Origin of the sequence: Rhodopila sp. (assembly GCF_965277165.1) — a bacterium.
Lineage (GTDB): Bacteria > Pseudomonadota > Alphaproteobacteria > Acetobacterales > Acetobacteraceae > Rhodopila.
The window spans coordinates 1,864,931-1,883,895 of record NZ_CBDICE010000006.1; the positions used below are offsets into that span (position 1 = coordinate 1,864,931).

Consider the following 18,965-nt stretch of genomic DNA (forward strand, 5'->3'; position numbering starts at 1 on the left):
CACCGTCTACAGGTGTGCCTTGGCCAGCATCATGTGAACCCCCTTGTTGCCGTCCACCGTCTGCGTCACGCGCAGGTCGGCGATGAGCGAGCACAGCATGTAGGCCTGGTTGCGCGAAAGGTTCGTGCGTAGGCAGACGTGCTTCACCATCTGGCGTACGGCCTGCTTGGCGGCGTCGTCGAGATCCTCGTCGAGGCCGATGGAAATGAGGTGCGTGGCGTTCTCGGCGAAGGGGAATTCGAGCTTGAAGTCCTTCCGCACGGTGAGGCGAAAGGTGCCGGCGAGCCCGGTTTCCAGCGCGGTGATGCAAACCTCGCCATCGCCCTGTACGCCGTGGCCGTCACCGGCCATGAACAACGCCCCCTCGTTGAACACCGGCAGATAGAGCGTGGTGCCCGGCTTCAGCTCCTTGTTGTCCATATTGCCGCCGAAAGCGCGCGGCACCGGCGAGCCGCAGCGGCCCCAAGCGCGGGGCGGCGCGACGCCCATGATGCCGAAAAATGGGTCGAGCTTGATCTCCGTTCCCCAGGGCAGCTTCATCGTGTTGTGTGCGAGATCTACGGCGGGGTGGATGGTCTCGTAGTCGGTGAACTCGTCAGGCAACGTGCCAAGCAGCGGCAAAATAGACACGAAGCCCCAGTCCATTGTCGGCTTCGCTTCGAGAATGTCGACTTGCAGGGTGTCGCCGATCTCCGCGCCGCGGACGTAGACGGGGCCGGTGATGAAGTGCGGGCCTGGGCCGGGCGGCAGCGCCTCCATCGCGGCGCGATAATTGGCCGGTACGCGTGTGGCGTCGGCCGGGAGAGAGTCTTTGCCTCCGGCTGGGAACGACGCGAGCGAGACGGTATCGCCGGAATCGATCGTCAGCACCGGCGGCGTCGTCGCGTCGAGATAGCCGAGCACCATGTTCTCGGGCGTCGCCGGAATGTCGTGGTGGTGTGCCATGTCAATGTCTCCGCGCGTGAGGGGTCAGAGCTGGACGCCGCGGGTCAGCGCGCCGTCCACGACGAGATTGGTGCCCATGACGAAGCTGGCTGCCGGGCTCGCCAGGAACACCGTGGCGCGTGCGATCTCCTCCGGTTTGCCCATGCGTCCGGTCGGGTTGAGGGCCAGCGCGCTGGCGAACAGTTCGGGGTTGCCGCGCTCGATGTTCTCCCACACGCCGCCCGGGAAGTAGACGTTGCCGGGCGAAACGATGTTCGCCCGGATGTTGCGCGGCGCAAGGCGGAAGGCGAGGCCCTGGGTGTAGTGCACCAGCGCCGCCTTGAACGCCCCGTACGGACCGGCGGCGAAGTCGATCTCGCGGCCCGACACGCTGCTGATCACCACGATGCTCGCGGCGTTGGACTTCTCCAGGTAAGGCATTGCGGCATCGACCATGCGAACGGTTCCCATCAGGTCGGTCGCGAAGCCGGCCTGCCACGCCGCCTCGTCGCCGCCCACCTGGAGGGCGCTGACATTCGCCACGCTGACGTCGATGCCGTCGAATTCGGCGGCGGCGGCGTCCACCCATCTGTGCAGGGCCGGCCCGTCGCTGACGTCCAGCGCCTGGCCGAACGCGGGACGGCCGTCGCGGCTCAGCGCCGCCACCGCGGCCTCCACCTCATCCGCGTTGCGGGCGCAGATCGCGACCTGCGCGCCTTCGGCCACGAACGCCTCGGCGATGGCGCGGCCGATACCTTTGGTGCCGCCGCTCACCAACACCTTGCGGCCGGTCAGTCCAAGATCCATGCCCAGTCTCCGTGGTTTGAGGGATCAGAGAAGGAGGTGCTGGCGGACGCGCTCCGACGTCACCTCGCCTTGCGGGATGGCTGCGACCACGCGGCCCTTCTCCATCACGCAGCAGCGGTCCGCCAGGGTGAGGATGGTTTCGAGGTTCTGCTCGACGAAAACGATGGTGGTGCCGAGTTCGTCGCGGATGCTGCGCAGCACGCGGACGATCGATTGCACCAGGTTGGGCTGCACGCCCTCCGATGGCTCGTCGAGCAGCAGCAGTTCCGGACCGCCGATCAGCGCGCGGCCGATGGCGAGCTGCTGCTGCTGGCCGCCCGACAGCGTGCCGGCAAGCTGCCGCCGACGCTCCTTCAGCACGGGGAAATACTGATAGACGCGGTCCGCGTGGCGCTGATGCCGCCCGGCGCCGATCAGCTCGCCGACCGCGAGGTTTTCCTCCACCGTCATGCGCGGGAACACCTCGCGCCCCTGCGGGATGTAGCCGATGCCGCGGCGGGCGCGGCCGTCGGCCGGAAGCTGCGTCACTTCCTCGCCGGCGTAACGGATGGTGCCGGCGGTGGCGCGCAGCAGGCCGATCAGACAGCGCATGGTGGTGCTCTTGCCGACGCCGTTGCGGCCGATCAGCGCGACGATTTCGCCGCGTTCGACGCCGAGTTGCACGCCGTGCAGTACCGGCGTTCCGCCATAGCCGGCGCACAGGCCGGCGACTTCGAGCATGCTGCCGTCACGCGACATGCGGCATGCCCAGATAAATCTCCGCCACACGCGGGTCCGCGACGATCTCCGCCACGCTGCCGTGCGCGAATACCTGGCCGAGATGCAGCACGGTGACGCGCGTTGCGATCTGCCGCACGAAGGCCATGTCGTGCTCCACCGCCAGCACGGTGACGCCCCCGACGGCGAGACGCAGCACGAGTTCGCCGGTGCGAAACGTTTCCTCGGGCGAGAGGCCGGCGGTCGGCTCATCGAGCAGCAGCAGGGTGGGCTTGAGCGCCATCGCCATGCCGATTTCGAGCCATTGCTGCTGGCCGTGCGAGAGTTCCCCCGCGAGGCGGGTCGCATCGGCGCTTAGCCCAAGCAAGGCGAGCAGCCGCTCCTCCTCGCGGGAAAGGTCCGGGAGCGGAACGTGGTGCTGCATGGCGATGTGCAGGTTCTGCCGGACTGGCAAGGCGCGAAAAACGCTTGGCGCCTGCATCTTGATGCTCATGCCGCGCTGCACGCGAGCGAAGGACGCCTCGTGCGTCACGTTTTGGCCGCGGAAATGAACCGTGCCGGACGTGGGCGCGTAGGTGCCGACTGCGAGCTTGAACAGCGTGCTCTTGCCGGCGCCGTTCGGGCCGATCAGGCAGTGGACCTCGCCCTCGGCGACGCCGAAGTCCACGTCGCGCACCGCCATGAACCCGCCGAAGCGCCGGCTGACCGACTTGAATTGCAGCAACTCCGCCATCTCAGGCCTCCCGCGGCGGCACGCGCCGGGTCTTCGAGCCGCGCAGCAGCGGCAGGCGGGCGAGCAGGTCGCCGAGACCGACGACGAAGCCGCGCGGCACGAACATCACCGTCGCGATCAGCAGCGCGCCCATCAGCACGAGCGCGGTTTCTTGGCTGTAGATCGTCAGCGTCTGGAAGCCGAACAGCAGCAGGAACGTGCCGACGAGCGTGGCGGTGAGGTCGGTGCGGCCGGAGAACGCCACCCAGATGATCGGCATCGCGGCAGCCGGCAGGCCGATGCTCGACGGCGTGATGAACTGGCCCCACGAGGTGTAGAGCACGCCACTGAGTCCGGCGAGCGTGCTGCCGAGCACGAACACGCCAAGCTGGTAGCGGCGCACGTCGTAGCCCAGCAGTTCCGCTCGCTGCGCGTCCTCGCGGATCGCCACCAGCACGTTGCCGAAGCGCGAGTTCGCCAGCATCCGCAGCAGCAGGTAAGTGACGATGAGGGCGACGATGAGGACGTAGTAGAGCAGGCTTTCCTCCAGCGTCACCGGCCCGCCGAACCATGGGATGGTGAGCGGGTCCATGCCCTGCATGCCGTTGAACCCGTTCAACCGCGCCTTGCCGATCGCCCATTCCGGCCCCGCCGTCTGGCCCAGGAAGTAGGCGAGGGCGAGCGTCACCGAGAGTGTCACGATGCCGAAGAACACGCCGCCGATGCGGCCCCAGATCATGAAGTAGCCGAGCAGCGCCGCCGCCAGGGCCGCCAATGCCAACGCGCCGACCAGGCCGGTGAGGGTGCCGAACGGGCCGTTGCCGAGATCGGTCGCGATCACGCCGTAGACGTAGCCGGCAAGGCCGAAGAAGAAGGTCTGCCCGAAGGAGAGCATGCCGCACAGCCCCCACATCAGGCAGAGGCCGAGCGCCATGAAGATCCAGACGAAGAAGTAGGCAAAGTTGCCGACGTCGTATGGATCGGCGAACAGCGGATAGACGAGTGCGGCGAGCAGGACGACGGTGGCGGCGCCCCAGAAGCCCGGCCCGCGCCCGATCGTCTGCGGCCCTTCGAGCAGTTTCAGCATCGGCGTCCGTTCCTCACGCCGAGCGCCGCGCGAGCCAGCCGGTGAACCCGTTCGGGAGCACGCGGATAATGAGGATGACCGCCACCAGCAAACCGATCTGGCCGATGATCTGCCCATACCAGGCGTTGAGCCCGGTGCGGATGATGGCGAGCGCCACCGCTGCGGGCGCGGTGCCGAGCAGCACGCTCGATCCGCCGACCACGACGGTGACGAAGGATTCCACGATGAAGCTTGCGCCCATCGTGGGGATCAGCGACATGGTCGGCGCGTAGAGCGCGCCGCATAATCCGGCGAGCCCCGCGCCAACGCCGAAGCTCAGTGCGTAGATGCGGTTCCGTCGCACACCGAGCGCCTGCGCCATGCCCGGGTTCTGCATCACCGCCCTCGCGTGGATGCCGAACCGGGTGTGCATGAACAGGAACCAGACGAAGCCGAGCACGGCGAGGGCGGCCGCGAACAGCACGACCCGGTAGGTTGAGAAGCTGTAGCCGCCGACGTCGAAGCCGCCCAGCGGCGTGCCGATGCCCGGGAAGGTGGAGCCCACGAGAACCAGCATGCCTTGGGTGACGACGAGGCTCAGCCCCCATGTCACCAGCAGCGAGTCCAGGGGTCGCGTGTAGAGCGGGCGGATCAAGGTGGCTTCCAGCAGCATGCCGACCAGAAACGGGACGATCGTGCCGCAGACCTGCGCGAGCGGCAGCGGCAGCCCGGCATGGTAGGTGGCGGCAGTGACGTACACGCCGCACATAATGAATTCACCGTGCGCCATGTTGATGACGCCCATCATGCCGAAGATCACGGCAAGGCCGGCCGCAGACAGTACCAGGAAGGCGAATACGTCACCGAACTGGTAGAAGCTGGCGAACAGGTTGCTCAACATGGCACGGTCCGACTCACGTCTTCGGCAGGTTGTCCGGCGTGTACTGCTCGTGCGGATCGCTCTTGAGCAGATTGCAGCCGACCTGCCCCAGCCAGTAAGGTTTGATTTCGCCGAAGTCCTTTTCGACATGCACCTTGTTTTCGCCGTCGACCGAGATCAGCCGCATGTGGTGCGAGCAGTGCTGGCTCTTGGGGTCGATGACGATCTGGCCTTCAGGCGCGGCGAACGCGGCCTTGCCGTCCGCCATCGCCTTGCGGATGTCGGGGAGCTTGGTGGACTTCGCCTTCTCGACCAGCATCTTGTACTGATGCACCGCGACCCAGGCGTTGTAACCCATGTCGTTGATGTAGACTTCGTTTGGAAACTTCGCGCGCCACGTCTTCACGAACGCCTTGGCTTCCGGCGTGTCGAGCTCCTCGAACCAGTTGGCGGTGGCGTACATGTCCTTCATCACGCCGGGCGGGAAGCGCTTGTGCTCGAAGCCGAGCATGATCTTGATCGGGCTGCCCATCGGCAGGTGCAGGCCCGCCGCGTTCTTCTGCTCGTAGAATGAGGACTGCGCGGCGCCCACGTCCAGCATGTAGAGCCAGTCGGGCTTGGCGCGCTGGATGTTCTGGATCGTTTGCGCGAACTGGGACACACCGAGCGGGATGAACTCCTCGCCGACGAACTCCACGCCAAGCGGCTTCATGATCGAATGGCCCCACTCGGCGGAGAGATGGCCGAAGTTGTAGTCGGCGGCGATGACGTAGACCTTCTTGCCGAACTTTTCGACCATCCAAGGCAGCAGGGTCGAAAGCTGCTGTTCGGGCACCGCGCCGTTGCTCAGCATGTGCGCGTCGCACACGCCGCCCTCGTATTGGTTCGTGTAGATGTAGAAGGTTTTGGTGCGGTCCACGATCGGCCGGATCGCCTCGCGCGAGGCGGAGGTGATGCCGCCGATCAGCACGTCCACCTTGTCCCGTTGCAGCAGCCGTCGGGCGAACTCCTGATAGCGGGCGTTGTCGCCCTGCGGGTCGAGATGGATGAGATCGATCTGGCGCCCCATGATGCCGCCGGCGGCGTTCACCTCCTCCACCGCGAGCTGCGAGCCGTGCAGCTTGGGCAGGCCGAAGAGCGCGAGGTCGCCGGACACGTCCTCGAGGAGACCGATCTTGATCGGCTCGCCGCTCGCGGCCCGGGCAGTGCGGGGCAGGGCGCCCAGCACCGGCAGGGTCGCGGCGCCGAGCAGCAGGTTTCTCCGTTTCATATGATACGACTTTCGATTGGCGGTGACGTATTGGCGGTGACGTGAGGGGTCGGTTCAGCCGATGGCGGGATGCTTGGCGTGGAAGTCGGTGGCGCCCTGGAACGCGTGGCCCGCCCGCAGCAGCGCCGCTTCCGAGAAGTGCGGCCCAACCAACTGGAACGCGATTGGCGTGGTCGCGTCGGTGAAGCCGCCGGGGAGGGTGACGGTCGGGCTGCCGGTCATGTCGAACGGGCAGGTGTAGTTGAGCAGCGCGGCCATCAACGCCGGGTTGTCGCCGGCGGTGCTCATGGCGGCGACGGTGAGCGACGCGATCCCCTGCGCGGGAGCCAGCAGCAGGTCGATACCTTGGAACATCGCCGCGACGCGGCCACGAAAATCGATCCGCCGCAGCACGATTTCCTGATAGCCCAAGCCGGTGACGCCGTGGCCGAGTTCGATCAGCGCGGAGAGCGATGAACCGTACTCGCTCTTGCGCGACGGCCAGGTGTCCTTGTGCGCGACCGCGACCTCGACGCCACAGAGCGGAAACCAGTCCTGAACGAGCTGCGACGTGTTGGGGAATTTCACTGGCACGACTTCGACGCCGAGCTTCTTCAGCGTGGTCAGCGCCGCTTGCAGCACCGCCTGTGTCGGCGCGTCGGTCGCCGCGGCCATCCATGCCTCGTCCACACCGAGGCGCACACCTTTGATGCCGCCGGCGAGCCGGGCCATGTAGTCGGGCACCGGGTCTTGCACCGCCGTCGGATCCTTCGGGTCTGCCCCGGCGATGGCGGCCAGCATCGCGGCCGCGTCGGCGGCGCTGCGCGTCATCGGCCCGATGTGGTCGAGCGTCGCCGCCAGCTCGAAGACGCCGTACCGGCTCACGCGGCCCCAGGTGGGCTTGAGGCCGGTCAGCCCGTTCGCCGCGCTCGGAAAGCGGATGGAGCCTCCGGTATCGGAGCCGAGGGAGCCGTAGCAGAGCCCGGCCGCCGTCGCGGCGCCGGAGCCGGACGACGATGCGCCCGACCAGCGGTCGGCGCCCCAGGGGTTCACCGGCACCGCGACCTCGGGATGATGATCGACATAGGCGCTTTCGGTGAGCTGTAGCTTGCCGAGCACGATCGCTCCGGCGCTCTCCAGGCGCTCGACTACGGTGGCGGTGTCGTTCGGCCGAAAGTCCTTGTAGATGGTCATGCCAGCCGCGGTTGGTACACCCTCGATCCAACAGAGGTCCTTCACCGCAATGGGCGCGCCGTGCAGCGGCCCCTTGATCTCGCCGCGCGCGATCTCGGCCTCCGCCTGCTTCGCCGCGGCGCGGGCCCTGTCCGCCATGACGAGCGCGTAGGTCTTGAGAGTGCCGTCGAGCGCGGCCACGCGCGACAGTATCGCCTCGGTCGCCTCGACGGGGGAGAGCTGCCTCGCATGGATCCGTTGCGTCAGCTCGACCAGCCCGAGATAGTGGATGTCACTCGCCATGTCCGTTTCCCCTATTAGAAACCACGCCAGTTGCCGCTGGCCTCGAGGGCCGGTGCGAGCCGGATCGGCGTCTCATCCTCGAAGCATCGGCCGACCAGTGTCAGCCCGACCCGCGGTGGCTGGCGTCCGGAGAGGCAGACATCCTGGTCGTTGAAGCAGCGGTCGTAGCGGTCTGCAGTCGAAACTATTTTTTCGGCACTCGGAATATGAATTGGGCATGCTGTTCTCGATGAGGGCGCCGTCGCAGTGTCGCGCACGGCCAGCGCGCAGCGGCGGAGCAGTGTCGATCGTTGGAATGCGCCGTGCCGGCAGTTAAGACACCGTTGTCCCACCGCACCGGTCGACACGTATGTCTATATGTTTTCAGCAGATCCAGGATTGGTGTCAACTCTGCGATTCCGATCCTGTGGGCGGCGGCCAAAGGTTCGGGAGCGGGCAATATATTCCTGCACACATCCGTGCAGGGGTTGCACAACAAGCCGGCGATGTGCCCTGAAATGAGGATGACGGCGGGCGTATAGTCACGCCAGCCCATGACCGCTTTCGCGCCCGAGGCCTTTATCTGCAGCGCCTGAGCGATCGCGTCAGTGGCACCGTGTTCCAGTGTCGTCGCAGCAACGATTTTTCCGCCATGGCTTTCAACATAGTCCGCGGCGCCATCGCGGTAGCCGTGCGCCCAATCGTCACCATGCATGGCAGGCGCGAGCTGTTTCGTGCCAGGCTTGCTTAACGCGAAAGCCGCCATCGCTCGGCCGGCTACAAGTGATGATCAGATATTTCCGCGCCAATCGTAAAATTCGCGCGCGGACTCCAAGCTGATCTTGCCGTTTCGCAGATCGGCCAACACCTGCGGAGGCTCACGGTCCTGTGGATGGCCATAGCCTCCGCCACCCGCGGTCGCAATCATCAGACGATCGCCCTTACGCAGTGTCGTGACAATCTTCGACTTCACCACTTCCTCGGCGCCATCCGCGCGCTTGATCACAGCCCGCGCGCGACCGCCTGCCAGCCCGCCATCGGAACCGGCGGCCTGGCAAAGATGTCGCTCTCCGCGATAGGTCACCGTGGCCTCGCCATCGAGCAGTTCGTATTCGTAGACGCCGCCAAGGCCGCCGCGTGCCTTGCCCGGTCCGCCAGAATCACGATGGAGCGCCGCGCGATGCACACGAATTGGGGCTTCCATCATCAATGCTTCGGCGGGAACATTGAGGCAGTTGCTCGCATCCGTTTCGATCACGTCGACACCATCGAACGCTGCTGACGCGCCGCTGCCGGAGACCAGAAGCTGTGACGTTACATAGCGACGCCCGTCGGAGCACCGGCCGCCGAAATGCATGATGACGGTTTCGCTGGCGCTATCGGCTGGCACGCGATCGGGCGCCGCCTGGCGCAGTGCGCCAAGAATGCAGCAGGCGACCCGCTTGATCGTCGAGGTGCGGCAGCCGGTCGGCGCCGGCTCATGCGGGTTGACCAGGCTGCCCACCGGCAGATTGAATCGCAGCGGGCGGAAGCAGCCGCCGTTGTTGGGTATCCGGCCCTCTGGATCGGTCACCGCCCGCAGCGCGAAACACGCGGCGGCATAGGGGCCGGACGGCATGCAGTTGAACGGGCCGCGCACCTGCGCCGAGGTGCCGGTGAAGTCACAGGTCATCGTATCGCCGTCGATCGTCACGGCAACCTCGACCCGAACGAGTTGATCCAGCTCGATCCCGTCATTGTCGAGGTAATCGACGTAACGATAGGTCCCGGGACTGAGACCGCGCAGGGCCTGGCCGGTCATCGTCTCCGATCGGTTGAGCAGTTCGTCGAAGAGCGCCAGCAGTTCTTCACGCCCAAAGCCGCCGGCCAGTTCAGTCAGGCGGCGTGCGCCGGTCGTGCAGGCCGCGACCTGAGCGTTAATGTCGCCCAACAAAACGTCGGGTAGGCGGACATTCTGCCGCAGCATCGCGATCAGGGTGTCATTCAGGACCCAGCCGGAGCGAAACTTCAGCAGTGGGATACGGATCCCTTCCTGGAAGATCTCGGTGGCATTGGTGGGGGTGGAGCCTGGGGTCATGCCGCCGACATCCTGGTGGTGCGTCATCGCCGCGCTGATCGCGATGACCCGGCCATCCACGAAAACCGGGGTCATGATGGCGATGTCTGGCAGATGCGTGCCGCCAAGATAGGTGTCGTTCAGGATCCAGATGTCGTCTTCGCCCATTTGCTCGAGCGGGACGGTTTGTAGCAGGCGCCCGACCATGGGTGTCAGGGCGCCGAGATGCACCGGCACCGCGAGCGCCTGTGCCAGCGTCTCGCCGCCCAAGGTAAACAGGCTGGCCGACGCGTCGAGGCCTTCCTTCACGATGGCGGAGAACGCGCTGCGCACCAGCGTGAGTTGCATCTCGTTGGAAATACCGTCGAGTTCGTTGCGCAACACCTCGAGCGTGATGGGATCGATGTCCATACTATCCTCGTGCCAGCAGCAGGTTGCCGTTACCCAGGACGGTGCCATGCCAGCCTGGCTCGACCAGCGTGGTGGTGTCGGCCTGTTCCACGATGGCGGGGCCGCTGAAGATCATTCCCGGCGGCATCGCCGCACGCAGGTAGATCGCGGCTTGCACCGGCGCCGGGTTGCCGGCGACGCGGATGATTCGCGGCGACTTGACCGGATCCGCCGCGGACGGGCAATATTTTTCCTCGTCCAGATGATCGCTGCCGCCGGCGCGGTGCACCGAACGCAGGTTCACGATGGCGGCGGGCCGTTCCATGGCGTGACCGTAGATACGATCATGCAGCGCCAGGAAGTCTTGATATAGCGCCCGCAATGGATCGGCGGCATCGAGCGCCACGGGCACCTCAAGATGGTAGGACTGACCAACGTACCATATATCGGCGGAGTACTGGATCGTGATCGGCATGCCGCCGATGCTTTCCTCGGCCATCAGGCCCGAGCACTGGCGATCCAACCCATCGAGCGCGTGGCGTATCTCGGCGATATCCAGTGTGGCAAGCTCGCGCGGAAACGCGGTGGCGACTTCGTGCTCGATGGGAGCGGCGAGCAGCCCGGCCGCCGACAGAACACCGGGATGGCGAGGGATCAGCACCTTGCCGATGCTGAGTTCGGTGGCGAGAGCCGAGGCGTGAATGGGACCGGCACCCCCGAGCGCAACCAGCGTGAAACGGCGTGGATCGAGACCGCGGCGGACCGAAACCAGGCGGATGCCTTCGACCATCTGCGCGTTCACCACGCGGTGGATGCCAAGGGCGGCATCCTCGATCGAAAGTCCGAGCGGACGGGCCACATGCTGCTCGATGCCGGCCCGAGCAAGGGCGGGATCAAGCGGAACGGTCCCGCCCGCGAAGTATTCCGGATCGAGCCAGCCGAGTACGACGGAGGCGTCCGTGACGGTCGCCTCCTGACCGCCACGGCCGTAGCAGGCGGGGCCCGGTTCTGAGCCGGCTGAATGGGGGCCGACGCGTAGACCGCCCGCGCCATCGATCCATGCGATCGAACCACCGCCGGCGCCGATGGCGTTCACATCCACCATCGGAACGCGCACTGGGAAGCCAGCGATCATGCCCTGAGCGCGGATCACTGGCTGGCCGCCTTCGACCAACGCGATGTCGCTCGATGTGCCACCGACATCGATGGTGATCAGGTCGGTATGACCTGACGAACGCCCAGCGATAGCGCCACCGATGACGCCAGCGGCCGGGCCGGACAGGAACAAGCGAACGGGACGCTTGCGCGCCACCGAAGTTCCGGTCAGTCCGCCGCGCGACTGCATGATCTGAAGCGGCGCACTGACCTGCGCAGCGGCGAGGCCGTCGTGCAGCCGCTCAAGATACCGGCCGACGATCGGCTTCATATAGGCGTCGAATGCGGTGACCAGAGTGCGCTCATACTCGCGGAATGTCGGATCGACCTCGGAAGAAAGCGAGATCGCGATGCCGTGGTGTCGCGCATCGATCAGCTCACGCGTGCGTTGCTCATGCCGCGGATGCAGGAAAGAAAAGACGTAGCACACGGCTATTGCCTCCACGCCGTCGTCGATCAGTTCCGCGACGGCGAGACGCACCGATTCCTCGTCAAGCGGGGTGACGACTTCACCCTGTGCGGAGACCTGCTCGATCACTTCCTTACGCTGCGCGCCGGGGGCGAGATACCCCGGGGTGACCGGCTTGAGCAGCACGCGGTGCAGCTCCTGTCGGAGTTGGGAGCCGATCTCGAGCGTGTCCTTGAAGCCAATACTTGTGATCAGGCCAATCTTTGCGCCTTTACGTTCCAGCACGGCGTTCGTGGCGATCGTCGTGCCGTGCAGGAAGCGCTGTATCTCGCTGGGCGCAACGTTGAGGTCTTGCGACAGATGCCTGACGGCGTCCAGGACGGCTTGGCTCGGATCACCTCGAGAGGTCGGGATTTTTAGGGTATGCATCGGCTGGCCGGGGCGGCGGCAGACGATATCAGTGAAGGTCCCGCCGATATCGACGCCGATGTCAACGGCCTGGGCGTGCATCGACATTCGCGTGAATACTCCACGGCATTCTTCAGCGATGAGGATTGTCGATCCCTGGGACGTTGGCTAGTGGAGGCAGACTTCACCCCCGATTGTGCTGGGTCTGGTCGGCTGCCCGCTTCGCTCTGACGCGGGTGCGGGCCATGCCGGGCGCGGCGACGATAGACCGCCGCACCGTGCGATCGGCTGACCCGGTATCGCGATATTGTCGCGACCGGCGACAACGTCCGGCGGCCCGGGCTTCGTGACCGAACGCCATGGCTCGGGCGGGCCCGGTCACGCGACGTAGACCGGCGTCAGGTCCTGGAACCGGCTGCGTGGCTCCACATAACCCCGCACCTTCGGTCCAAGCGCCCACGGACTAAGGTCATGCACCACCCACACCCAAATGGCCTGATCGACGATAGGGGTGTGCAACTCGGCCAGCACCTTGTCCTGCTCCGCCGGATCGCACGTTATCTTGGCCTGCTGGCACAGCTTATCGTATCGGCGACCGGATCACTGTAGCCGCCCCAGTTATAGCCCTTCGGCGGCTTCATCACGCTCCACCTCGTGTTGATCAATCGACCCTTCACCCAAGACTCCTGACAGGCTCGTGGTTCGCAATACGTTCCAAAGCTATCCCGCGGCGAACATCCGCCGTAGGTTCGAGCGATCCGACCGCGGCGCTGATCAGCGGACTCGCGACGTCGGCGGAACCGTGCTGGCGGGTTTGCGCGTCGAACATCATGCATTTCAGGTCTTGAGCGCACGCTGCATACCCCAGCGGGCGTGATGAGAGCGCCGTCACGCCTGAGGCGATGGACGATGGGGCCTCAGTCAATGATTTCGCCGGGCCGTAATTGGTGATTTGCCATGATCTGGGCTGCGGCCTAGGTGTTATTGTGTCAGGATGCCGAATAAAGGACTCCAACGATGATAAAATTGGCGATGATAAAATTGGCAGCCGCCGCCGCAATGATACTGACATTCTCGGTCGCAGCGATCGCGGCTCCCTACTGTTTGGTCATCCCGAATGGTTCACCGCTGTGCCAATACGTCGATGGCGCCTCTTGCGCGGCCGATGCGAATCGCCAGAACGGCAGTTGCCAGGTCAATCCGAACGAGGTGCGTTTGCCGGCCAGCCGGGTTGGCGAATACTGCCTTATCATGCCGAACGGCGCATCGCGGTGCGGCTACGCCGATGGCAATGTTTGCTCCCGCGACGCGCTGGCCCAGAAGGGTGCCTGCACGCTCAGCGCCGGGGCGAGAACGCAGCGGATCCCGGATGCCTATGCCCCCAACGCGGGACGTTGATGAATTTAGCACTCGCTAGCTAGAGCATGATCGCACCGGGCGGGACGTTCAAGGCGCGTGAATCATGCGACAAAACAAAGAGCTAGACCATTTTTAGCATGCACGGTCATGCTGAAATTGGTCTAGGGTTCTCCATATCGCGGATCGGGATAATCGAGTACCCGCACTTCCTCCGACACCGTGTCGAGCACGGCGCAGCTTAGTTGCCGGCCATTCCGGCTGTCCCGCGCATCCCCGGCCGATCCTGGATTGATCACCAGCACGCCGCCGACCCGCTTCACCACCTGACAATGCGTGTGACCGTAAAGCACGATGTCGGCGTCTGCCTCGGCAAACCGGTCCAGTTTCGCGCTGTGTGGGTGGATGTATTCGCCGCGCGGCTCCCAGGGTGTCGAATGGACCAGCAACAGACGCTTTCCCGCCAGCTCGAGATATCGTCGATACGGCTGTTCGGCCAGAAACCCCATCAACGCCGGGTCAATGCCTGGGCGCTGCCGAGCGCGGATGCCTGACGGGCTAAGAAATCCTTCCTCGTGATTGCCCTGGATGACGTGGGCGCCCCGTTGTTGCAACCGTGCCACGACGTCATTGGAAAATTGATACTCGAAGATGCTGTCGCCCAAGCAGAGCAACTCATCGACATCCTCCATCGCCTGCAAGGCCAATTCCAACCCCTGAAGGTTGCAATGCAAGTCTGAAACAACTCCGATTTTCAAGGCCTCGGCTCCGCGCTGACGTGAATGACCCAAAAGCAGTTTACCCGCCGGGCGGAACAGGTCGACCAGGCCCCGGCCGGTGCCGCGCCGTGGTGCCTACCCGTCGTTGACAAATGGGTTCTTCGTCCCGCGCAACTGCAGGCGGATGGGGGTCCCCGGAAGCTTGAACGTGTCGCGCAGACTGTTCACCAGATAGCGGGAATAGTCCTCGGGTGTTTGTTCGGCCCGAGTGCCGAATACGACAAAGGTCGGCGGCCGCGCCTTGGCCTGGGTCACATAGCGCAGCTTCAGCCGGCGACCGCTGACCAGCGGGGTCTGATGCGCCTGCAGGGCGTGCTCGAACCAGCGATTCAGTTCGCCCGTCGGGATGCGCTTGTTCCACACCTCGTACGCCTGACGCACGGCGGGCAGCAGGCGGTCGATCCCGGCACCGGTCAGCGCCGACAGAGTGACCACCGCAACGCCCTTCATCTGCGCGAGGCTATCCTCCAATCGTTCGATAATGGCTTTGCGCGCGGCGTTGCGGTCCGCCACCGCGTCCCATTTGTTCAGCGCCACGATGCAGGCACGGCCTTCGCGCTCGATCAGGCGGGCGATCTGCAGATCCTGGTCGTGGATGCCGCCGGCGGCGTCCAAAGTCAGCACCACGACCTCGGCCATTTTCAGCGCCTGAATCGCCGAACTGACGGACATCTTCTCCAGCGGCTGCTCGACCCGAGCGCGGCGGCGCAGGCCGGCGGTGTCGACGAGTTCGATCGCGCGTCCCTGGTCATCGGACAGGGTGGTCGCGACGGCGTCGCGGGTCAGCCCGGGTTCCGGCCCGGTGATCATCCGCTCCGTGCCCAGCAGGCGATTGATCAGCGTGGATTTTCCGGCGTTGGGGCGGCCCACGATGGCCAGCTTCAGCGGGCGATCTTCGTCAGCCGTATCGTCGATCACCGGCTCCCGCGGGAGGCGGTCGACAATTTCCGACATCAGGTTGGCGACGCCCTCGCCGTGTTCGGCGGAGACGCCGACCGGATCGCCCAGGCCCAGCGAATAGGCGTCCAGGATCGAAGCGCCGGCGGCACGGCCTTCAACCTTGTTCGCTACCAGCAGCACCGGTTTGCCCTGGCGCCGCAGCCACTGGCCGAAATGCTCGTCCGCCGGAGTCACGCCGGCGCGGGCATCCAACACGAACAACACCAGGTCCGCCAGCGAGACCGCGCTGGCGGACCCGGCGCGCATCCGCCCGGCGAGGGTCTCCGGCGCCGCTTCCTCGAGGCCAGCGGTGTCGATCAGGCGCACCATGCGGCCGCGAAGCTGGGCCTCGGCGTCCTTGCTGTCGCGGGTCACGCCGGGCGTGTCGGCGACCAGCGCGATGCGGCGTCCGGCCAGCCGGTTGAACAAGGTCGATTTGCCGACATTGGGCCGCCCGGCGATAACGACGACTGGCAGCCTGGGCGGCACCATGGTCCTACCTGAGCGCGATCAGCCGCGCGTCGTTGGTGATCAGCAGCACGGTGCCATCGGCCACCACGGGAGCGACAGGCGCGGCTGCCCCCGAAAGCGTGATATGGCCCATGACCTCGCCGGTGTAGGGACTGATCGAGAGCGCATCCTCGCTGGTTCCGGTGACGATCAGGCGGTCGCTGACCAACAGCGGCCCATACCAAGTCAAGGTGTCCTTGCGTTTGGCCGGATCGGCCCAGCGCGGCAATTGGGTGATCCAGGTGACGTGTCCGTCATTGATGCCGATCGCGGCGATCTGTTGTTGGGCCGAGACGATGAACATCCACTCGCCGGCGATATAGGGGGTGTCCTCGCCGGCGATCTGGCGATCCCACACCCGCCGTCCGGTCGGCACGTCGTTGCAGATCAGCAGGCCGCCCATGCTGACGGCGTAGACCAGCCCGTTGGCAATCACCGGCAGGCCCCTGATCGAGAGGAAGTCGGCCACCGTCGCTCGGCTTTGGGATGCGCCAAGACCATCGGTCCAGACCACGCTGCCGCTTTCTGCCCTCAGGCAGGCGAGTTCGCCGGAACCGAAGCCGGCAATCACAAGACCCTGGTAATAGGCTGCGGCGGGTTGGCCCAGCATGGCGGTGACCGGCGTGCTTGACTGATGCGACCACAACGGGCGACCGTCGGCGGCGGTGAATGCCAGCAACCGGTCGTCGATCGTGGTCACGAACACCCGACCATCGGCGATCGTGGGCGCCGAACGCGCCGGCACGTCCAGGTCACGCCGCCATTTCTGCTTGCCGCTGGATAAATCCAGCGCGACAAGTTGAAACAGGCCGTTGACCGCGTAAAGCGTCGTTCCATCGGCCCCCAGACCGCCACCCACATTGGTGCTCTTGGCGTGTTTCGGCTTGGTATCGACGCGCCAGAGTCGCTTGCCGTTGGTCAGCGCGAAGGCGGACACCTCGGCGGCGGAGTCCATGGTGAACACAGTGCCGTTCAGCACCACCGGCTGCGCCATGATGATCTGGCGGTAGCCGCCGCCCTCGCCGATGCCGACCTTCCAGGCCTCGGTCAGATGGTCGCTGGCGGCTAGATGTCCCATCAGGTGCGCCGGGTTGCCGCCGGGCTGCGGCCACGCTGCGTTGCGCACCGCCGGCGGCAACACGACCTCGGGCGCGCCTTCGTCGACCACCAGCCCACGACGGTCGGTGAACACCGATTCGCGCTTGCCCGGCAGGATCGTCTTCTTCTGGCTGAACAGAGTGTCGAAATAGGAACATCCGGCCAGGGTCAGCGGCGCCAGCACCGCGGTTCGCCGCGCCAGCATCGCGACCTGTCCCGCCGGCGCGGTCTTCGCGGACAGCTTCGCCTTCACGTCACGCCTTCCCTGTCGGTTGATTGCTTCACCGGTCATGTTCGTCTGGGTCCAGCCGTGCCTGATCACTTCGCGGCCTGATCACTGCGCGGCCTGAGCACCCAGCCCGACCAAAAGCGCCGAGGCGCGGGCACGCAAACCGGCGGGAGCCTCGATGTCGAACGACAGCATCCGCAGCGTTCCACGGGCGTCGTCCAGCTTGCCCTGTCGCAGGTCCAGCATCGCCAACTGCTCTTGCGCCAGGGTGGACCAGGGATTGTCGGGATCGGCCAGCGGCTTGAGACGAGCCTCGAGCTGGGTCGGATCGCCGTGGTCGAGCTCTCGTTCGGTGGCCAGCAAGCTGGCCAGATCGCGCAACAACTTGTCGGCGTCGGCGTCAGCGGCGACTTGGTTCCACAGCGCCACCGCGCCGGTTACGTTGCCGGCATCGGCCTTCAGTCCGGCGGCGCGCAGCCGGGCAAGGGTTCTGTAGCCCTCGGGTGCGGTGACCGCGAGCTGGTCGAGCGCGGCGATTTGCGCGGCCTTGGCGGCATCGGGCTGGTCCAGCGCATTTTGCACCGCGACGTAGCGGGAAGCGGCCGCGGCATCCTGGCTGGCCTGGTGCCGGTTCCAAAGTTGCCAGCCGATGGCGCCGCCGATGATCGCCGCGACCAGGACAATCAGCAGCCACGCATACTTCTTCAGCAGCCTTTCGGCGCGTTCTGCCCTGAGGTCGCCCTCGACCTCGTCGAAAATATCAACCACGCGGATTCTCTCGCCTGCCTGCTCCAGCCACGGCTTCCGAACGCCGGCGGCGGCGCGGACCATAGCGGCGTCGGGGTGTGGCTGCAAACCGCAGCGCCGGCAAGGGTTCATTTACCTTTGCGGCGCAGGATGGGCGGATGAAGATGTTTCTGCTGCTGAGTTTGCTGTCGCTGGCCGGATGCGGCCTGTCGACAAACCTTGCCGCCACGGTGGCGGTGGCCAGCAGCGTCGGCAGCATTGCCACGATTCATCGCAGCCCGGCGGACGCGGTCTATTCGTTTATCACCGGAAAGGATTGTTCGATCGTCCGGCTCGATGAAAACAAATCCTATTGCCGCCCGGTGGAACCACCCCCCGAACCGCCTGAGTTCTGCACCCGCACGCTGGGATCGGTGAACTGCTGGCGCGACCCCGCAACCTTGCCAGACCACCCGCGCGGCGTCGCCGAGGGGCCCTCCGTGCTGACGCCGGAGCAGGAGGCGAACCGGGTGCGCACCTGGCCGTGATGGTAGGCGCCGTGCGGCGTCATGGGATGATTGAGCTTTGCCGGGAATGTCGCTATAGCGGGGTCATCGCCTCCTGGTTGGGGGTGAGCGGGACCCGTAGCTCAGTTGGATAGAGCGTCGCCCTCCGAAGGCGAAGGTCGCACGTTCGAATCGTGTCGGGTCCGCCAATTCTTTCAATGGCTTAGCATCATCGGCCCAAGGCCGGTTTGAACCGCCGGAAGCATACCGGAAGCAAGCGGGTAATCCCGTCCCATCGACCGCTTTCATCCGACCGCCCTACCTTTTTCCGCGTCGACCGTGGGCTGCCTGTGGCATAAACGTCGCTTCGCTTGCCAGCGATCCAACATCGCCAGTGGATCGCCCCTGTGAGGGGAATGGCATTTCTGCTTCACGGGCTGCCCTTCGCCCGACACAAGCAGCGACCCGGGCACTCATCGAGGGTTCTGGCGGCGACGTCTCGCTGTCGACGAACGATGAAGCGACGCCCCCGCTTAGAGGCACGATCATCAGCCGTCTTTCGAAAGTGTTGGTTTGGCTGATGCGCCCTTGCCC

18 protein-coding genes and 1 tRNA gene are annotated in these 18,965 nt (G+C 65.5%); 3 read left to right on the forward strand and 16 right to left on the reverse strand.

Annotation, left to right across the window (positions count from 1 at the left end; translation table 11 throughout):
* Positions 1 to 6: 6 nt before the first annotated feature.
* From ACQY4Y_RS20745 to ACQY4Y_RS20800, 12 genes are all read right to left on the reverse strand, one after another.
* Entirely contained in the window at positions 7 to 945 is a 939-nt protein-coding gene (locus ACQY4Y_RS20745) for an acetamidase/formamidase family protein (protein WP_428492481.1), read from the reverse strand.
* A gap of 24 nt (positions 946 to 969) precedes the next feature.
* Positions 970 to 1,731 carry an SDR family NAD(P)-dependent oxidoreductase gene (locus tag ACQY4Y_RS20750; RefSeq protein ID WP_428492482.1) on the reverse strand — a complete coding sequence of 254 codons (762 nt, stop codon included), beginning with the start codon at positions 1,729 to 1,731 and terminating at the stop codon, positions 970 to 972.
* Positions 1,732 to 1,755: 24 nt separating this feature from the next.
* Complete coding sequence (locus ACQY4Y_RS20755) at positions 1,756 to 2,469, reverse strand: ABC transporter ATP-binding protein (RefSeq protein ID WP_428492483.1); 714 nt, start codon at positions 2,467 to 2,469, stop codon at positions 1,756 to 1,758.
* The gene (locus ACQY4Y_RS20760) at positions 2,459 to 3,181 is read right to left on the reverse strand and encodes an ATP-binding cassette domain-containing protein (protein ID WP_428492484.1); all 723 of its coding nucleotides are present in this window, start codon (positions 3,179 to 3,181) and stop codon (positions 2,459 to 2,461) included. The genes ACQY4Y_RS20755 and ACQY4Y_RS20760 overlap by 11 nt, the downstream gene beginning before the upstream one ends.
* A 1-nt stretch (position 3,182) precedes the next feature.
* Positions 3,183 to 4,247: an ABC transporter permease subunit gene (locus ACQY4Y_RS20765; RefSeq protein ID WP_428492485.1), complete on the reverse strand. Its 1,065-nt coding sequence runs from the start codon at positions 4,245 to 4,247 to the stop codon at positions 3,183 to 3,185.
* Between the two features lie 13 nt (positions 4,248 to 4,260).
* Complete coding sequence (locus tag ACQY4Y_RS20770) at positions 4,261 to 5,127, reverse strand: ABC transporter permease subunit (RefSeq protein WP_428492486.1); 867 nt, start codon at positions 5,125 to 5,127, stop codon at positions 4,261 to 4,263.
* A 13-nt stretch (positions 5,128 to 5,140) separates the two neighbouring features.
* Positions 5,141 to 6,376 carry an urea ABC transporter substrate-binding protein gene (locus ACQY4Y_RS20775; protein ID WP_428492487.1) on the reverse strand — a complete coding sequence of 412 codons (1,236 nt, stop codon included), beginning with the start codon at positions 6,374 to 6,376 and terminating at the stop codon, positions 5,141 to 5,143.
* A gap of 54 nt (positions 6,377 to 6,430) precedes the next feature.
* Positions 6,431 to 7,831 (reverse strand): amidase, encoded by a 1,401-nt coding sequence (locus tag ACQY4Y_RS20780; protein ID WP_428492488.1) that lies wholly within the window; start codon positions 7,829 to 7,831, stop codon positions 6,431 to 6,433.
* 184 nt (positions 7,832 to 8,015) lie between these two features.
* Positions 8,016 to 8,576, reverse strand: coding sequence for an ABC transporter substrate-binding protein (locus ACQY4Y_RS20785; protein ID WP_428492489.1), 561 nt, complete (start codon positions 8,574 to 8,576; stop codon positions 8,016 to 8,018).
* Between the two features lie 24 nt (positions 8,577 to 8,600).
* Positions 8,601 to 10,277 (reverse strand): hydantoinase B/oxoprolinase family protein, encoded by a 1,677-nt coding sequence (locus ACQY4Y_RS20790; RefSeq protein ID WP_428492490.1) that lies wholly within the window; start codon positions 10,275 to 10,277, stop codon positions 8,601 to 8,603.
* 1 nt (position 10,278) lies between these two features.
* Positions 10,279 to 12,336 carry a hydantoinase/oxoprolinase family protein gene (locus tag ACQY4Y_RS20795; protein ID WP_428492491.1) on the reverse strand — a complete coding sequence of 686 codons (2,058 nt, stop codon included), beginning with the start codon at positions 12,334 to 12,336 and terminating at the stop codon, positions 10,279 to 10,281.
* Positions 12,337 to 12,606: 270 nt separating this feature from the next.
* A complete protein-coding gene (locus ACQY4Y_RS20800) occupies positions 12,607 to 12,747 on the reverse strand; it encodes a hypothetical protein (protein WP_428492492.1) in 141 nt (46 codons plus the stop codon).
* Positions 12,748 to 13,260: 513 nt separating this feature from the next.
* On the opposite strand from ACQY4Y_RS20800, the gene ACQY4Y_RS20805 reads away from it, so the two are divergent.
* Complete coding sequence (locus ACQY4Y_RS20805; RefSeq protein WP_428492493.1) at positions 13,261 to 13,626, forward strand: hypothetical protein; 366 nt, start codon at positions 13,261 to 13,263, stop codon at positions 13,624 to 13,626.
* A 122-nt stretch (positions 13,627 to 13,748) separates the two neighbouring features.
* On the opposite strand, the gene ACQY4Y_RS20810 is transcribed toward ACQY4Y_RS20805, so the two are convergent.
* The 4 genes from ACQY4Y_RS20810 to ACQY4Y_RS20825 all read right to left on the reverse strand — a co-directional run bounded on the left by ACQY4Y_RS20810 (position 13,749) and on the right by ACQY4Y_RS20825 (position 18,018).
* The gene (locus tag ACQY4Y_RS20810) at positions 13,749 to 14,375 is read right to left on the reverse strand and encodes a metallophosphoesterase family protein (RefSeq protein WP_428492494.1); all 627 of its coding nucleotides are present in this window, start codon (positions 14,373 to 14,375) and stop codon (positions 13,749 to 13,751) included.
* A 63-nt stretch (positions 14,376 to 14,438) separates the two neighbouring features.
* Positions 14,439 to 15,794: a ribosome biogenesis GTPase Der gene (gene der / locus ACQY4Y_RS20815; RefSeq protein WP_428492495.1), complete on the reverse strand. Its 1,356-nt coding sequence runs from the start codon at positions 15,792 to 15,794 to the stop codon at positions 14,439 to 14,441.
* 4 nt (positions 15,795 to 15,798) lie between these two features.
* Positions 15,799 to 17,202, reverse strand: a complete 1,404-nt coding sequence (locus ACQY4Y_RS20820; protein WP_428492496.1) for a PQQ-binding-like beta-propeller repeat protein — start codon at positions 17,200 to 17,202, stop codon at positions 15,799 to 15,801.
* A 42-nt stretch (positions 17,203 to 17,244) separates the two neighbouring features.
* Entirely contained in the window at positions 17,245 to 18,018 is a 774-nt protein-coding gene (locus ACQY4Y_RS20825; protein WP_428492497.1) for a tetratricopeptide repeat protein, read from the reverse strand.
* A 26-nt stretch (positions 18,019 to 18,044) separates the two neighbouring features.
* Here ACQY4Y_RS20825 and ACQY4Y_RS20830 point away from each other — a divergent pair, with 26 nt between their 5' ends.
* Positions 18,045 to 18,413 carry a hypothetical protein gene (locus ACQY4Y_RS20830; protein ID WP_428492498.1) on the forward strand — a complete coding sequence of 123 codons (369 nt, stop codon included), beginning with the start codon at positions 18,045 to 18,047 and terminating at the stop codon, positions 18,411 to 18,413.
* Positions 18,414 to 18,503: 90 nt separating this feature from the next.
* A tRNA-Arg gene (locus tag ACQY4Y_RS20835) sits at positions 18,504 to 18,580 on the forward strand.
* Positions 18,581 to 18,965 lie beyond the last annotated feature (385 nt).

Excerpts from the sequence above, each read along its gene's own strand:
- ACQY4Y_RS20745 (WP_428492481.1), bottom strand. The coding sequence starts at position 945 with ATGGCACACCACCACGACATTCCGGCGACGCCCGAGAACATGGTGCTC.
- ACQY4Y_RS20750 (WP_428492482.1), bottom strand. The coding sequence starts at position 1,731 with ATGGATCTTGGACTGACCGGCCGCAAGGTGTTGGTGAGCGGCGGCACC.
- ACQY4Y_RS20755 (WP_428492483.1), bottom strand. The coding sequence starts at position 2,469 with ATGTCGCGTGACGGCAGCATGCTCGAAGTCGCCGGCCTGTGCGCCGGC.
- ACQY4Y_RS20760 (WP_428492484.1), bottom strand. The coding sequence starts at position 3,181 with ATGGCGGAGTTGCTGCAATTCAAGTCGGTCAGCCGGCGCTTCGGCGGG.
- ACQY4Y_RS20765 (WP_428492485.1), bottom strand. The coding sequence starts at position 4,247 with ATGCTGAAACTGCTCGAAGGGCCGCAGACGATCGGGCGCGGGCCGGGC.
- ACQY4Y_RS20770 (WP_428492486.1), bottom strand. The coding sequence starts at position 5,127 with ATGTTGAGCAACCTGTTCGCCAGCTTCTACCAGTTCGGTGACGTATTC.
- ACQY4Y_RS20775 (WP_428492487.1), bottom strand. The coding sequence starts at position 6,376 with ATGAAACGGAGAAACCTGCTGCTCGGCGCCGCGACCCTGCCGGTGCTG.
- ACQY4Y_RS20780 (WP_428492488.1), bottom strand. The coding sequence starts at position 7,831 with ATGGCGAGTGACATCCACTATCTCGGGCTGGTCGAGCTGACGCAACGG.
- ACQY4Y_RS20785 (WP_428492489.1), bottom strand. The coding sequence starts at position 8,576 with ATGGCGGCTTTCGCGTTAAGCAAGCCTGGCACGAAACAGCTCGCGCCT.
- ACQY4Y_RS20790 (WP_428492490.1), bottom strand. The coding sequence starts at position 10,277 with ATGGACATCGATCCCATCACGCTCGAGGTGTTGCGCAACGAACTCGAC.
- ACQY4Y_RS20795 (WP_428492491.1), bottom strand. The coding sequence starts at position 12,336 with ATGTCGATGCACGCCCAGGCCGTTGACATCGGCGTCGATATCGGCGGG.
- ACQY4Y_RS20805 (WP_428492493.1), top strand. The coding sequence starts at position 13,261 with ATGATAAAATTGGCAGCCGCCGCCGCAATGATACTGACATTCTCGGTC.
- der (WP_428492495.1), bottom strand. The coding sequence starts at position 15,794 with ATGGTGCCGCCCAGGCTGCCAGTCGTCGTTATCGCCGGGCGGCCCAAT.
- ACQY4Y_RS20820 (WP_428492496.1), bottom strand. The coding sequence starts at position 17,202 with ATGACCGGTGAAGCAATCAACCGACAGGGAAGGCGTGACGTGAAGGCG.
- ACQY4Y_RS20825 (WP_428492497.1), bottom strand. The coding sequence starts at position 18,018 with ATGAACCCTTGCCGGCGCTGCGGTTTGCAGCCACACCCCGACGCCGCT.
- ACQY4Y_RS20830 (WP_428492498.1), top strand. The coding sequence starts at position 18,045 with ATGAAGATGTTTCTGCTGCTGAGTTTGCTGTCGCTGGCCGGATGCGGC.